Source organism: Microbulbifer maximicatervae (SeqCode) (genome assembly GCF_052467955.1).
In genome coordinates this window covers 595,001-609,546 of sequence record NZ_CP174329.1, presented here as the reverse complement: position 1 = coordinate 609,546, position 14,546 = coordinate 595,001, and the positions used below count along the sequence as shown (strand labels likewise).

Genomic DNA, 14,546 nt, shown 5'->3' with positions numbered 1-14,546 from the left:
TGCCTAGCGCACAATGAAGCTCCCCCGATCTACACCGGTATTTCCAGTCTTGGGATCATAGGCATATAGCACAATTTCATAAACACCTGGCAAATCCGTCGCAAAAGGTGCACTAAAGGTATTCATAGTCTCCTGTATCTCTAGCGGCACTCGAGCAAATGATTTGCCATCTCTTTTAACCAATGCCACAACTTCTATCTTACTGCCGTCCCAAAGCCCACCATCGGTAAGTGAACATCCGCACATCATTACCACATTAGCGCGAATATCAAAGGGACTCTGGTCCAAACCTGAATAGAGATGGGTCTGTGGGCTGAGTAAATCTACCAACATTCCCGGAATTTCCACAATCAGCCCATCACCAGAAATAGGCTTTCCCGGAACCAGCCAAGTCTGTGTCTGCGCCGCCACTCGGGCCTGCTTTTTGATATACGGCGCAAGAACTTCCACCGTCAGAAACACCGGCTCACTGATATTCAGTGTAGCGGTAAAATGTGCGGCGCCATCGGCGATAGATTGAAACCTCTCTCGAGGCGTTTTCATAATTCTGGCGGTGTCACCGGTACTCCCTTGGGTAAGCCCCTTGGCAAGGATTTCCCCAGAATCTGCATCGCGAATAATAACCATGGCACCACCGATGGAAGAACCAATAAATTTGGCATCCATGGCCTTGGCGCGGATAGTTATATCCGTAGGCATCCCCTCAGAGAGAGCTTTAGCGCAAAACGGCATTGTGATTATTTGCACAACTAATAGACACAGATACAAAGCTATATTTTTCATTTATATTTCTGCTAAGTTTAAATAATTTTGAAAATAACTATAATTCTCTCAACCTCGCAAATGCAACTCTATAGTTTTTTAATTTCTTAGAGGAGCTTTCTCTTCCCTTCACCTGAAAAAAATTAAAGCAAGTTGTTTTCATATCTCACATTACAATTCAGACGTAGGAATAAATCATCAGTCACAATATGTCAGATAAGTAATCAAGGCAGTAAGCATGCTGAAACTGGCCACCAAACTGACGAAGAAAATGGTTTTAACTCTGGCCGCAGTATCTGGTGCCTACGCCCTAATGTCCTATATATACAACACCCAATTTCCTCAATCAGTAACCTTCAGCAGGAATCCTGTTTCAAGAAAATCAATTAAAAATTTAGACTACCTGAAAGACAAAGATACGATAAAAATTCTAATTGTAACTGGAGGTGGTGTTCGCGGTCTCATCCCCCTCTATGTTCTTAAGCATATTGAGAAACAATCTAAAAAACCGATTAATGAGGTCTTTGATATTTTCGCAGGCGTTTCTACAGGAGCAGTTATTGTAACCGGAATTAATATACCAGGTAACGCCATCCCAAATCATTTTGGTGAAAAAATATCTCATTTAGACTACCTGATAAATGTATATAAGAGCGTAACTGGCTACCTGTTTAAGTCTCCGTGGTACCACATAGCACTTACAGGTGCGGGGCTTTTCTCTCCCTCTTATTTTGGAAAACGCCTACATGAGATTATGGAAAAATACTATACAAAGGAATTAGATTTTACTGATTTGGATAACTATGTGATCATCCCCGCTCTCAATATTGAAAGCGGTGAGGTATGTCTATTCAAAAATAGAGGGGAAACTGTATACAATTTACCGACTAATAGCCTGTATCAGTTAATGACCGCAGCAGCCAGTGCAGAAACCGCATTTCCCCCTGTGGCCTTTGAAGGAATGAACGCCAACTTTAAATCTTCCCATTTGAATTTTGCGACGTCACAAGAAAATAGTTCTGGTAGTGTGTTTGCTGATGCAGCAATAGCCCTAAACAATCCAACTAGTTTGATACTAAGGGACATTATCCGCGATTTTCCCGATAAAAAATATTACGTTCTGGTCTTGTGCTCAGGTTATCCCAGACTATTGAGCTCAAACATGAAGTATCACTCCCTAAGAAAATGGGGACGTATTCACTGGGCCCGTGATGCTTGGGCAAACATTCAGAGATCAATGGATAAAAATCAACTTTACATGCTAGAAGTTGCGAAAATCATTTCAGAATCGGGGCGGATTGAATACGACTTCCTAAACGTTGATATCAATAAACCTTTTGTCGGGATATTTGACCACGATTTATTACATCACCTTAAAAGTTACTCCAATAAACTCATTAAGGGCAACGAGAGGAGCCTAGAGAAAATAATTAGACATCTGAATGATTTAAAGTAGGTGTAATATAAATTCTATTGCCTACCATTCTCCCAAAAGAAGACGATCAGATTTTCACGACCACCACTATTCCTAGAAAGAAAAAGTAAAAAAATAAGCCGGGCTATGCCCGGCTTATTTAAAAAAATTAACGGAACTACTCAAGACTGTTTAACTGACTCTACCCAAGAGGCTACGCGGCTCTCCAATACGGGCACTGGCAAAGCACCGCCACCCAGCACGGTATCGTGGAATCCGCGAATATCGAATTTATCACCCAACTGATCTTCAGCCTGCTTGCGCAGCTCCTGAATCTTCAGCATACCGATCTTGTAAGCGGTCGCCTGGCCCGGCCACGCCAGGTAACGACGTACTTCGGAACGAACTGCAGTCTCGGGGATTGCGGAGTTTTGCAGGAAGTACTCCACCGCTTGCTCTTCACTCCAGCCTTTGGCGTGCAGGCCGGTATCAACAACGAGGCGAATGGCTCGCCACATTTCAGCCGTCAGGTGGCCAAACAGGTTATAGGGATCTTCGAAGGCCCCCATTTCTTTAGCAAGCTTCTCAGAGTACAGCGCCCAGCCCTCTACATAGACAGTAAAGTGAGCTTGAGTGCGGAACTGCGGGATACCTTCCAATTCCTGAGCAATTGAGATCTGCATATGGTGACCGGGGTTGCCCTCGTGGTAGGCCACAGTTTCCATATCAGTCGTGGAATAGGCACTCATATCGGACAGGTGCGCATAGTAAATACCCGGGCGGGAACCGTCGGGAGTGCCGGGGTAGTAATGCTGGGCACCGCCATCCTGTTCGCGGAAAGACTCAACCCGCTTTACTACCAACTCAGCTTTCGGCAGAAGGCCAAAGTATTCCGGCAATTTCTTGGTAATGTTGTCTAGGAACGCGGTTGAGTCATTCAGGTAGCCCTGGCGTCCTTCATCGGTATTCGGATAGTAGAATTGACCATCTTCGCGAATAAACTTGAAGAAATCCTGCAGGCTACCTTCGAAACCAACCTGCTTCTTGATAGTTTCCATCTCACCACGGATACGCGCCACTTCTTCCAGGCCGATATTGTGGATCTGGTCGGCAGTTAGGTCCGTAGTTGTGGTATTGGCCAGGCGCTGATTGTAGTAGGCCATACCATTGGGCAAGCTACTAGCACCTTGAGGCTCTACTGAGGCCTTCTGCATATCCGCTTTGAGCCAGGTAACCAGCCCTTGATATGCGGGGAAGAACTCAGTCTCTAATGCCTTGCGTGCTTCCGCAGTCAGCTTGTCTGCCTGCTTCTGATCAATAGTACCGGCTTCGAGCAGCTCAGCGATCTTTCCTTTGGCACCGGCCCACAGAGGTGCATCTTCACCATCGGTAAACGGCGCGCCTTCAATCAATTTACTGGACTGATCAATCGCACCTTCATAGGCAAAGCGCGGGGGGCGGATACCTTCTTTGGACGACAGCTTGGCGCGGTCAAGCAGCTGGTTGATCGCGCGGGAGATACCACCGATACGGGTGATATACGCCTGCATATCTTCAATGTTGTCGACCTTGTGGAAGTTCAGCAGGAAGTTGGGCAACTGCGATTGTGCACCTCCCATCTGCTCAAAGATGTAGCCGTGACGGATAAACGGCGCAGCGGCCTTGGCCTGTTCAAACTGATAAATCCAGATATCGTAGGAAGTTTTCCCTTCCTGGGTCAGCTTGCTGTAGTCGAAATTCTTCTTGAGCTCTTCAACACTTTTCTCTTGCCAAACCAAGCGGCGAGCCTCTGCGGCTTCACTCATATCGTCGATTTGGTCGTAGTGGTCTTTGCGGCCCAGGTAGGACAGCTGAATCGGACTGAACTGCAGCTGTTCCTCATAACGCTCATCCAGCCACTCAGTCAGGCGCTTGGTTTCGGCAACCGCATCTACAGTTACTGAGGCCTCGGCAACCGCATTTTGGGGCTTATCTGCGTTAGCTACAGTCTGGGTACTCTTGTCACCCTGACAGCCCGCAAGGATAGCGACAGCCAGCAGGCTGGGGATCAGTGGGTTGTTCAGCTTTATCGGCATCTTCCTATCTCGATCAAAAGTTGTACAAAAAAACGCCGCTAACTTTGACACGAATTCGGTGAGGTGTCGATTCATGCCCCCCAGAACGCCATATGTTTGCGTTGAGTTGAGGCAAATCGGAGATTTTGGACTAGGTGGACCCAATACCTGGAGCAGGATATTGCCACAAGTGACCCTGCGGTAATAGACTAACGCCGGCTTGTGACCCGGTCCACGATATGTAGCTCTCGCTGGGGAAAGGGTACCGTCAAGCCTTCTGCCTCCAGTGCAGGCTTAAGCTTTTGCATCAGGGACCAATAAACATCCCAGTACTGATCATTGGCAGCCCAGGCCCGCAACTGTAAATTTACCGCGCTGTCAGCAAGCGCCTTAACAGCGAAACTTGGCTCTGGCTCAGCGAGAATACGGGGTTCCTGTTCTACCAAGCGACGTAATACTGTTAGACCGCGATCAATGTCATCGCCATAGGCGATACCCGCCACAATCTCGATACGGCGAGTCTTATTGCGACTGAAGTTGGTGAGCACTTGCCCCCAGATAGCACTGTTGGGTGCGATAATACGCAGCCCATCCGTGGTATCCAGCTACGTAGTAAATAGCCCTACCTCGCGAACAGTGCCCATTATGTTACCGAACTGAATCACATCCCCAACGCGGAACGGCCGCAATCCCAGTAGTAGAAACCCCGAAGCAATATTTTGCAGGGTATCTTTCAACGCTAAGGCTACTGCCACACCAGTAGCGCCGAGTAGAGCAATTAAGCTGGTAGTGTTAATACCAAATACATCCAATACCAGCAGTGCGCCAACAATATAAACCGCCCAGCTCGAAATACTGCGCAGTACTGGGCGCAAGATAACATCAAACCGGTCCGGCAGACGATCAACCGCTCGGCGGGCAAGATGGGCCACAAACAGCGTCACCAAAACTATCAGTAGTGCGGCCGCCAACTTTAGGGATAATGCAGTTACTTGGGGCCAATACTCATTGAGTAAGCTATTAATATTCATCGATCCCCGAAAATAAATCCCTATTTTAAATTCAAGCCAAACCTAAATTCTGCGCCTCATCGACACAACGCTGATGAGCCGGACAAGTTTCCAAGTGATCATTGACCATTCCAGTTGCCTGCATATGCGCGTACATAATGGTTGATCCCACAAAACTAAAACCCGCTTTCTTTAACGCCTTACTCATCGCATCAGATTCTGCTGTAGTGGCCGGCACCTGTTTCATGGAGCGGGGGCGATTAACAATCACTCTTCCACCGGTGAACTGCCAGAGAAAATCCCTTAAGGATATACCGCGATCGCGCAATTCGAGGGTTGCCCGTGCATTCTTGATGGCCGATTCAACCTTGAGCCGGTTGCGAATAATTCCCGGGTTGAGAAGTAATTTCTCTACCTTTTTAGGGGTGTACCGAGCAATTTTTTCAGCATCGAAATTATTAAACAGTTTACGATAATTCTCCCGCTTATTGAGCACTGTAATCCAGGATAAGCCCGCCTGGGCCCCCTCCAGCAACAAAAACTCAAACAGGATCTGGTCATCGGTAACCGGCCTACCCCACTCCTCATCATGGTAATTTTGATAAAGTGGTGTAGACAGGCACCAGTCACAGCGCTTTTCCGCCATCATTACTTCCTTTTTATGACTAGCTTGCGCCGGAGAAAAAGTAATACTGAATAAGCTGTAAAACCAAAAGCAAGGCAACTAACCCAAAAATAATATTATTACGATTCACTTCGACTCCAACAAATTGTTCTGTACTAACCAATCGCGACATTCGCATAACATAGTATCCAAAGCCACCCCCGATTGATAACCGAGTTCACGTTCAGCCTTAGCACTACTAGCAACGACTCTCCGCGTTACCAACGTGGCCTTTTCAGGAGTAATAACCGGCTCTTGCCCACTCACACGAGACCAGAGATCGGAAAACCAGGCGATAGATTGAATTAGAAATGCCGGTGTGGTGCGTTTTGGTACAGGTTTATGCAATAACTCAGCGATCTTTCCAAAAAATTCTAAAAAACTGGCATCCGTTCCGGCCAAGATATAATTTTCACCACACCGCCCCTTTTCAACCGCATCGATGTGGGCTCGCGCTACTGCACCGGCATGGCAAAAAGAACCCCAGCCCGGTGGAACACCTGGTAATTGATTTTTATCAATCAGAAAAAAGGTCTGCGCCCAGCTGGTGGTATCGTATTTACCCACAATAGCGCAAGGGTTTAGAAATACCGCATCCAGGCCCTGCTCAATTTCCTTGCGAACGGAAATTTCCTCTCTTTTTTTCGTGTACAGATAGTGATGATGAGGGTCATCTGCCAGCTTATCACTTTCTTCAGTAATTCTTTCCTTATGGTAGCCATAAGCAGAAATTGAGCTGGTCACCACCATCCGCCCTACATTTTTCTCCCTGGCAACTTTGGCAATATTCGCCGCCCCCTCAACATTATCTTTCCACTGCTGGGCATTACCGCCGCGCCACATACTGGTATTAGCCGCCATATGGAAAAGCGCATCGACATTATTTGGAATTGCAGCTTGAAGGGACTGAGGGTCATTCAGAGAGGCCTCAACCAGATTGACGCCCAGAGAGCGCAACATATCGGTATTGGAGGTGCGCCGATGCATGGCGGTAACTTTCCATCCATCACCAACCAATTGCTCTACCAAATTAGCGCCGAGAAAACCGGTTCCCCCGGTTACAAATGCGTGTTTCATAAATCCACCGGATGAGTTGTTATCGTTATTCATACCCAGTGATTAGCTCTATCGAAGCCACCTCCTTCCGGAAGGGCAGACCGGTTGGTGATACCACCACTCCGACAGAGTGGGCGGCACACTAACTTCATTAGTGACACCGCCGCAAAACTAAACCCCTTTGCAATCGTCCTACCGGGAGTTTTATTGATTGATCCCGCTATTACTTTTGTTGGGTTAGTTGGAAAGGCTACTCGATTTTCATGCCCAGCTGGTAGGCAAGGAAGCTCCACTGATTGGCGAAGTCTTCCACCTGCATCCATACCGGCTTGCCTGCACCGTGCCCAGCCCGAGTCTCTACGGCAAGCCAGACTGGTTTGTCACAGCCCTGATCTTTTTGTAGGGCTGCCGCAAATTTGTAGCTGTGCCAGGGAACCACTCGATCATCGCGATCGGCAGTGGTGATCAGCGTGGCCGGATAGCAGGTGCCCTCACGGGTGTTGTGGACCGGAGAATAGGCATACAGCGCTTTGAACTCATCGCGATTTTCACTAAGCCCATAATCGCTCGACCACTGCCGGGCATTAGCGGAAGCGGTATGATACCGCAGCATATCCAGGACACCGACTACCGGTAATGCCGCCGCAAACAAATCCGGTCGTTGTACCAGCGTTGCCCCCGCCAATAGTCCACCATTGGAGCGACCACTGATAGCAAGCTTTTCAGGAGAAGTGACTTTCTCCTCGATCAGCCACTCAGCTGCAGCGATAAAATCATCGAAGACATTTTGCTTTTGCGTCTTGGTACCCGCCTGGTGCCAAGCATTGCCGTACTCGCTACCACCGCGCAAGTTGGCCAGTGCCAGGGTGCCGCCCATATCCAACCAACCGACAAAGCGGTTGTAGAATCGCGGTAACTGAGCGGAGTTAAAACCACCATATCCATAAAGCAGCGTGGGGTTGGAGCCATCTCGCTTCATTCCCTTCTTATGCACGAGGAATAGAGGCACCCGGGTACCGTCCTTACTCTTATAGAAATGCTGACTCACAGTCAGATCGGAAAAGTCTGCTGCATATTTTGGCTGCTTGAACAGTTTGGTTTCACCAGTCTGTACATTCAGGTGGTAGATACTCGGCGGGGTAATAAAATTAGAGAAAGCGTAGAAGGTCTCAACTTCATTCGGCTCACCATAAAACCCCTTCACTGAGCCCACCCCTGGCAGCTTCAGCTCGTACTGTTTCTTACCGTTAGTATCGGTCACCAGCACTCGCGATTTCGCATCCTCCAGGTAGTGAAGCACAAAGCGATCACCGATATAACTGGCACTCTGCAGGGCACTAGTCGTCTCCGGCACCAGATCGCGCCAGTGTTTGCGTTGCGGCTTATTCAGATCAATAGCGATTACACGGCCCAGCGGCGCCCCCGCACTGGTCTCAAAGTAAAAGGTGCTCCCTTTATTTCCGAGATACTGGTATAGGCCATCCCAGTCATCCAGAAGCTTAACTACCTTGCCGCTTTCATCCCGTAAATCGCGATAGTAAAAGCCGTTCGAGTCATAGCCGTCGAAGATGCCAAACAGGAGATAGTTGCCATCGTCACTCACCGTCGCGCCTGGATTGCGGGTGGGATGATCAGTAATTTCATAGACCAGTTGATCACTTTCCTGGGCATCTCCCAGTCGGTGAAAATATACGGCTACCTGTTTGCTATCATCCGCCGTGCCATCTCTGTTAAACGGGTACCGGCTATAGTAAAAACCGGACTCATCCGGCGCCCAACTGGCATCACTAAACTTGATACCGGTCAGCTGTTCCTTCAGATCCTTGCCTACCTTTAGGTCGCGAATACGATAGTCGGTCCAGTCAGTGCCACCATCCGAGATACCGTAAGCCAGATAGCGGCCCTTTGGACTGACTTTGAGGCGCTTGGCAGCAATAGTGCCATCTTCACTTAGGGTGCGTGGATCTAAAACCGTATCGCCCTCAGCGGACAGGCTAGAGGCCTTATAGAAAACATTCTGATCCCAATAACCGGTGTTGTAGCTGTAGTAATAGCTATCGCCCTTCTTGTACGGAACACCGTAGCGCTCGTAGCGCCATAGTTCTGCAAGCCGGTCATTGATTTTCTGCCACCCGGGAAGGTCCTTCAAACGCGGTAATGAGTGGTCATTCTGTTTGGCCACCCAACTCTTTACCTCATCACTGGACATTTTTTCCATCCAGCGATAGGGGTCAGCCACATTTTGACCAAAATATTCATCAATTTGAGCACCCGGCTTACTATCCGGATAGCTATCAGCTGCGTGAACACTCACCGCAGCAAGTGCACCGGCAACCAGTGCCACTAGCTGTCTCTTCATACCGTTATTCTCGGTTTCTCTACTGGTAACAGTCCGCTAATCTAGGCGATTTAGACGATCGGTTCCAGAGCAGCAGAGAGAAGTGAGATGAAAGGATTGATCCAAAGGGTAAGCCATGCCCAGGTTAATGTAGCGGGAGAGGCCGTTGGGGCCATAGATAAAGGTATCCTCCTGCTGCTAGGTATCGAAGCCCAGGACACTACCGATAGTGCAGATAAGCTTCTGCACAAAGTCCTGAATTACCGTATTTTTCCCGATGATAAAGGGCGTATGAATCTCAACCTCCAAAAGGCGGGAGGTGGGCTCCTGATTGTCAGTCAGTTCACACTAGTTGCCGAAACCGATAGAGGTTTACGCCCAAGCTTTAGTCGCGGCGCATCACCAGAATACGCGGAGGAGCTCTACAACTATTTCGTTAAAAGTTCCAAAGCCCAATTTACGCCAGTGGCCGCTGGAATATTTGCAGCGGATATGCAGGTTTCACTAGTCAATGACGGCCCGGTAACTTTTATGCTGGAAACCTAGAGACCTTCCACAGGCTCTTTCTGTTGTTTCACCTAATCAGGAAAACTCTACCCGTTGGTTAGGCTGCCAATGACTAAAAAATATCGCTAAAAATGGAGAGGCAAAAGGATGACTAAAAAGCCTATAGTAGTAAACAGTGATATCAAACTCGATCCACTTTTGGATAGCGACACAGAAATCATCTTTGCCCTAATTGAACATAACAGACCACTGCTAGAGAAATATCTCTATTGGGCAAAGCTCGTTATCGACCTCCCAACCACAAAAAAATACATTAACGACAGAATATTCAGCAATAGTTTCGGAGCATCCTGGTACAAGATCCACTATTCAGAAAAGGTAGTCGGGATCTTTGGTATCAAGGAAATTGACCTTAAAAAACAAAATGCAGAAATAGGATATTGGTTATGTAAAAGCTGCCATGGCAATGGAATCGTGACTCGAATCGTAAATAAAATATCTAGCTACTTGAAAGATCTGCACGATATTCAAGCGTTGAAAATTCACTGCTTATCTGAAAACAGTGCCAGCATAGCTGTAGCAGAACGCGTAGGTGGAGTGCATAGTGAAACTATTCCAAATTATTATTCGATTGATGGAATATTTCAGGACTTAAAAATCTACACAGTTCCTACCTGATTAATTATTTTAACTGTGGAGCTCAGGAATATTTATTGCTGAATATTTACTGGGCTCCACTCAATACCATCTGACCCTTGTCCCGCATTAAATATACGCTTAACTTTCCAAGTTGCGGTATCTATTTCAACAACTTTTCCGTCTCTCTGAGAACCGGCAAACAAAAACTTTCCGTCCGGAGAGAAAAATAGCGATGCTGGCTGTCTGGCCCCTGCGCTGCCGACATCAATCTCATGTAACTGTTTACGGGTCTTGGCGTCATACACGAGTATACGATTACCATTTAAGTCTGCTACAGCTACCACTTCGCCTTCGGGGTGAAACCTGATTCGGATAGGCAGAAAACCAACATCTATCGTTTCTTTTTGCTTTAACGTTTCAGTATCGAAAATAAAGATGTTTTCTGACTGATTATTTCCTATCCATAGCTCGCTATTATCGGGGCTTACCCACACCGCCTCCGGCCCATCCCCTGCCGGTATTGTAGATTTCAACTCCATAGTCTCTGTATCAATTACACTAAACGTATCCGACCCCCGGCTAGTAACGTAGGCGGTCTTCAGATCAGGGGATAGTGCAAGCATATGGCTACCTACTTGATCAGTACGGGCAACACCCAATACTTTTCCTTCAGTCACATCCACCTTTATCACGTCGCTGGTTTCTTCTGTTGTAACAATCACATTATTGCTATCGCCCAGCCAAGCGATACCGTGAGGGCCTTTGTGCGGACTGATATCAATTCTTTTCAGGCGCTTACCGCTCGCGATATCGAATACATTCAGCTCTTCTCCCACGTAGCCATCTTCAAGGTAAGAAACTACCACCACTTTAGATTTATCCGGCGACACTATTAATTCATGGGGCGAACCTCCAGTTTCCGGTTTCTTAACCTCTTGGCCGGAAGCTAGGTCAATAAAACTCACTGTGCCCTCATATTTATTTCCTACTACCAACGTCTGCGCCCTTAGCGATCCAGCGGCTAAAAGTACTAATGACATGGAAATTAAAAGTAGAACTCTCATTAGCAAGCCTCCCGGAGGAATTTGTCGTTAATAGAATGCTTCCTTAACAGCATACCCCAGCGAGCTTTTTAGAACTGCAAAGTCAGTCCTGGTTATCCACTGCAACACTGGATAATAGATCGTAAAAATGGAACTTTTTAGATGTTTTCTTCATTACAGGGATGTTACTAACAGAATTCTTGGATAGTACTGTGCATAACTTTTGGATAGAGGTCTGGAAGCCTTTAATTTCGTGCAATGAAATAATTCGATTAAAAAACCAACGGAAAAAGTGTCAGGTTATCCACTAAAAGTAGGATCAGAACGTTACTAACAGAAAGTCTGGATAGAGTTGTGCATAACTTTAATAAACGGGCTACAGGCCCCGTGGTTACAGGGGATTACTGCAGAGACTAAAAAATCACCGATATTTTTATGGGCTAATTTTAATTTTTGGCGGGAGTGGTATGGGTACTTTTCTGGTATTTACGAGGGTTATTTTTGTTGGATTATTTTTTGAGTGAACGCAAAGGCGTTTGCTACGGAGGTCGGTAAAGACCTATTTTTATAGGCTTTTTAGGAGAGCGTCTGTTTAAGGTACTCAGGTAATTTTAGCTTTTTCTTTTTTATTTACTGACTGACTTTTTAAGAGAAAGTGGAGCATTAAAGTTTTTCAGAATTACTTTTATTTTTTCTATTTAATTTTTACTAAGTATTTTCTGCTTTCTCTCTCTTATTTTTTTAGCTTTTGTTTTTGTTTTTTTAAATATTTTCAGCCATAAAAAAAGGGCCACCCTGTTGGGTGGCCCTTTTCGGATTAGAAGCCTGACGATGACCTACTCTCACATGGGGAAGCCCCACACTACCATCGGCGATGTTGCGTTTCACTTCTGAGTTCGGCAAGGGATCAGGTGGTTCCACAACTCTATTGTCGTCAGGCAAACTGGCTTGGGTTGGCGTTGGTCTTATAAGCAAAGTGCTTGGCCTGCCGCGTTATCGCTGTTTGCCTCGGTCATGTTGTTGACCGGCGATAACCCCAAATAAGTCGGTAAAACAATCTGTAGTAATACACCGCAAGCGATCGTATGTCTCTAACTCACAATCCGCTAGCTTAGCTAGTCGTTAGTAACCATCTCTGTTGTATGGTCAAGCCGCACGGGCAATTAGTACTGGTTAGCTCAACGCCTCACAACGCTTCCACACCCAGCCTATCAACGTGGTAGTCTTCCACGGCCCTTCAGGAGGCTCAAGGCCTCAGGGAGATCTTATCTTGAAGGAGGCTTCCCGCTTAGATGCTTTCAGCGGTTATCCCGTCCGAACATAGCTACCCGGCAATGCCACTGGCGTGACAACCGGAACACCAGAGGTTCGTTCACTCCGGTCCTCTCGTACTAGGAGCAACTCTTCTCAAATCTCCAACGCCCACGGCAGATAGGGACCGAACTGTCTCACGACGTTCTAAACCCAGCTCGCGTACCACTTTAAATGGCGAACAGCCATACCCTTGGGACCGGCTTCAGCCCCAGGATGTGATGAGCCGACATCGAGGTGCCAAACACCGCCGTCGATGTGAACTCTTGGGCGGTATCAGCCTGTTATCCCCGGAGTACCTTTTATCCGTTGAGCGATGGCCCTTCCATACAGAACCACCGGATCACTATGACCTACTTTCGTACCTGCTCGACATGTCTGTCTCGCAGTCAAGCGCACTTATACCATTATGCTCATTGCATGATTTCCGACCATGCTGAGTGCACCTTCGTACTCCTCCGTTACTCTTTGGGAGGAGACCGCCCCAGTCAAACTACCCACCATACACTGTCCTCGATCCGGATAACGGACCAGAGTTAGAACCTCAAACATACCAGGGTGGTATTTCAAGGACGGCTCCACAACAACTAGCGTCGCTGCTTCAAAGCCTCCCACCTATCCTACACAAATAGGCTCAAAGTTCAGTGCAAAGCTGTAGTAAAGGTTCACGGGGTCTTTCCGTCTAGCCGCGGGTACACTGCATCTTAACAGCGATTTCAATTTCACTGAGTCTCTGGTGGAGACAGCGTGGCCATCGTTACGCCATTCGTGCAGGTCGGAACTTACCCGACAAGGAATTTCGCTACCTTAGGACCGTTATAGTTACGGCCGCCGTTTACCGGGGCTTCGATCAAGAGCTTCGCCGAAGCTAACCCCATCAATTAACCTTCCGGCACCGGGCAGGCGTCACACCCTATACGTCCTCTTACGAGTTTGCAGAGTGCTATGTTTTTAATAAACAGTCGCAGCCACCTGGTCACTTCGACCGGCCTCAGCTTAGGGAGCAAGTCCCATCACCAAAACCGGCGTACCTTCTCCCGAAGTTACGGTACCATTTTGCCTAGTTCCTTCACCAGAGTTCTCTCAAGCGCCTTGGTATTCTCTACCTGACCACCTGTGTCGGTTTAGAGTACGATTCACTATTACCTGAAGCTTAGAAGTTTTTCCTGGAAGCAGGGCATCAACCACTTCACCCACTAAGTGGGCTTCGTCATCAGTTCTCAGCCTTAGGGACCCGGATTTGCCTAAGTCCCCAGCCTACAACCTTAAACATGGACAACCAATCGCCATGCCGGCCTAGCCTTCTCCGTCACTCCGTCGCAGTAATAGCGAGTACAGGAATATTAACCTGTTTCCCATCGACTACGGCTTTCGCCCTCGCCTTAGGGGTCGACTAACCCTGTCCCGATTAGCGTTGGACAGGAACCCTTGGTCTTCCGGCGGGGAGGTTTTTCACCTCCCTTATCGTTACTCATGTCAGCATTCGCACTTGTGATACCTCCAGCAGACCTCCCGATCCACCTTCAACGGCTTACACAACGCTCCTCTACCATGCTCCTAAGAGCATCCGCAGCTTCGGTTATCAGTTTGAGCCCCGGTATATCTTCCGCGCAGGCCGACTCGACTAGTGAGCTATTACGCTTTCTTTAAAGGATGGCTGCTTCTAAGCCAACCTCCTAGCTGTCTGGGCCTTCCCACATCGTTTCCCACTTAACTGATATTTGGGACCTTAGCTGGCGGTCTGGGTT

Annotated in this window: 11 protein-coding genes and 2 rRNA genes (1 of these 13 cut by a window edge); 3 read left to right on the top strand and 10 right to left on the bottom strand. The window is 47.6% G+C overall.

Translation table 11 applies throughout. The features are described 5' to 3' along the window. Positions 1–3 precede the first annotated feature (3 nt). Complete coding sequence (locus tag ACJJI5_RS02625) at positions 4–783, bottom strand: hypothetical protein (RefSeq protein WP_445355447.1); 780 nt, start codon at positions 781–783, stop codon at positions 4–6. Between the two features lie 217 nt (positions 784–1,000). Here ACJJI5_RS02625 and ACJJI5_RS02620 point away from each other — a divergent pair, with 217 nt between their 5' ends. Beyond that, the gene (locus ACJJI5_RS02620; RefSeq protein ID WP_445355446.1) at positions 1,001–2,218 is read left to right on the top strand and encodes a patatin-like phospholipase family protein; all 1,218 of its coding nucleotides are present in this window, start codon (positions 1,001–1,003) and stop codon (positions 2,216–2,218) included. A 140-nt stretch (positions 2,219–2,358) separates the two neighbouring features. Here ACJJI5_RS02620 and ACJJI5_RS02615 read toward each other — a convergent pair whose 3' ends face one another. The 6 genes from ACJJI5_RS02615 to ACJJI5_RS02590 all read right to left on the bottom strand — a co-directional run bounded on the left by ACJJI5_RS02615 (position 2,359) and on the right by ACJJI5_RS02590 (position 9,319). Then, positions 2,359–4,251: a DUF885 domain-containing protein gene (locus tag ACJJI5_RS02615; RefSeq protein WP_444926211.1), complete on the bottom strand. Its 1,893-nt coding sequence runs from the start codon at positions 4,249–4,251 to the stop codon at positions 2,359–2,361. Positions 4,252–4,439: 188 nt separating this feature from the next. Next, positions 4,440–4,778, bottom strand: a complete 339-nt coding sequence (locus ACJJI5_RS02610; RefSeq protein ID WP_445355445.1) for a hypothetical protein — start codon at positions 4,776–4,778, stop codon at positions 4,440–4,442. Between the two features lie 57 nt (positions 4,779–4,835). Beyond that, entirely contained in the window at positions 4,836–5,261 is a 426-nt protein-coding gene (locus ACJJI5_RS02605; protein WP_445355444.1) for a mechanosensitive ion channel family protein, read from the bottom strand. 31 nt (positions 5,262–5,292) lie between these two features. Continuing rightward, positions 5,293–5,886 (bottom strand): DNA-3-methyladenine glycosylase I, encoded by a 594-nt coding sequence (locus ACJJI5_RS02600; protein WP_413663727.1) that lies wholly within the window; start codon positions 5,884–5,886, stop codon positions 5,293–5,295. 105 nt (positions 5,887–5,991) lie between these two features. Next, complete coding sequence (locus tag ACJJI5_RS02595) at positions 5,992–6,981, bottom strand: SDR family oxidoreductase (protein WP_445355443.1); 990 nt, start codon at positions 6,979–6,981, stop codon at positions 5,992–5,994. A 229-nt stretch (positions 6,982–7,210) separates the two neighbouring features. Continuing rightward, positions 7,211–9,319: a prolyl oligopeptidase family serine peptidase gene (locus tag ACJJI5_RS02590; RefSeq protein WP_445355442.1), complete on the bottom strand. Its 2,109-nt coding sequence runs from the start codon at positions 9,317–9,319 to the stop codon at positions 7,211–7,213. Between the two features lie 87 nt (positions 9,320–9,406). Between ACJJI5_RS02590 and dtd the strand changes: the two genes are divergently transcribed. Both dtd and ACJJI5_RS02580 read left to right on the top strand, forming a co-directional pair. Then, positions 9,407–9,844: a D-aminoacyl-tRNA deacylase gene (gene dtd / locus ACJJI5_RS02585; RefSeq protein ID WP_445355441.1), complete on the top strand. Its 438-nt coding sequence runs from the start codon at positions 9,407–9,409 to the stop codon at positions 9,842–9,844. Between the two features lie 108 nt (positions 9,845–9,952). Beyond that, entirely contained in the window at positions 9,953–10,483 is a 531-nt protein-coding gene (locus ACJJI5_RS02580; protein ID WP_445355440.1) for a GNAT family N-acetyltransferase, read from the top strand. Between the two features lie 32 nt (positions 10,484–10,515). Here ACJJI5_RS02580 and ACJJI5_RS02575 read toward each other — a convergent pair whose 3' ends face one another. The 3 genes from ACJJI5_RS02575 to ACJJI5_RS02565 all read right to left on the bottom strand — a co-directional run. Then, positions 10,516–11,508 carry a YncE family protein gene (locus ACJJI5_RS02575; RefSeq protein ID WP_445355439.1) on the bottom strand — a complete coding sequence of 331 codons (993 nt, stop codon included), beginning with the start codon at positions 11,506–11,508 and terminating at the stop codon, positions 10,516–10,518. Between the two features lie 802 nt (positions 11,509–12,310). After that, a 5S ribosomal RNA gene (rrf, locus tag ACJJI5_RS02570) occupies positions 12,311–12,426 on the bottom strand. Between the two features lie 203 nt (positions 12,427–12,629). Next, positions 12,630–14,546: ribosomal RNA gene (locus tag ACJJI5_RS02565) — 23S ribosomal RNA — on the bottom strand; it runs 965 nt beyond the window's last position.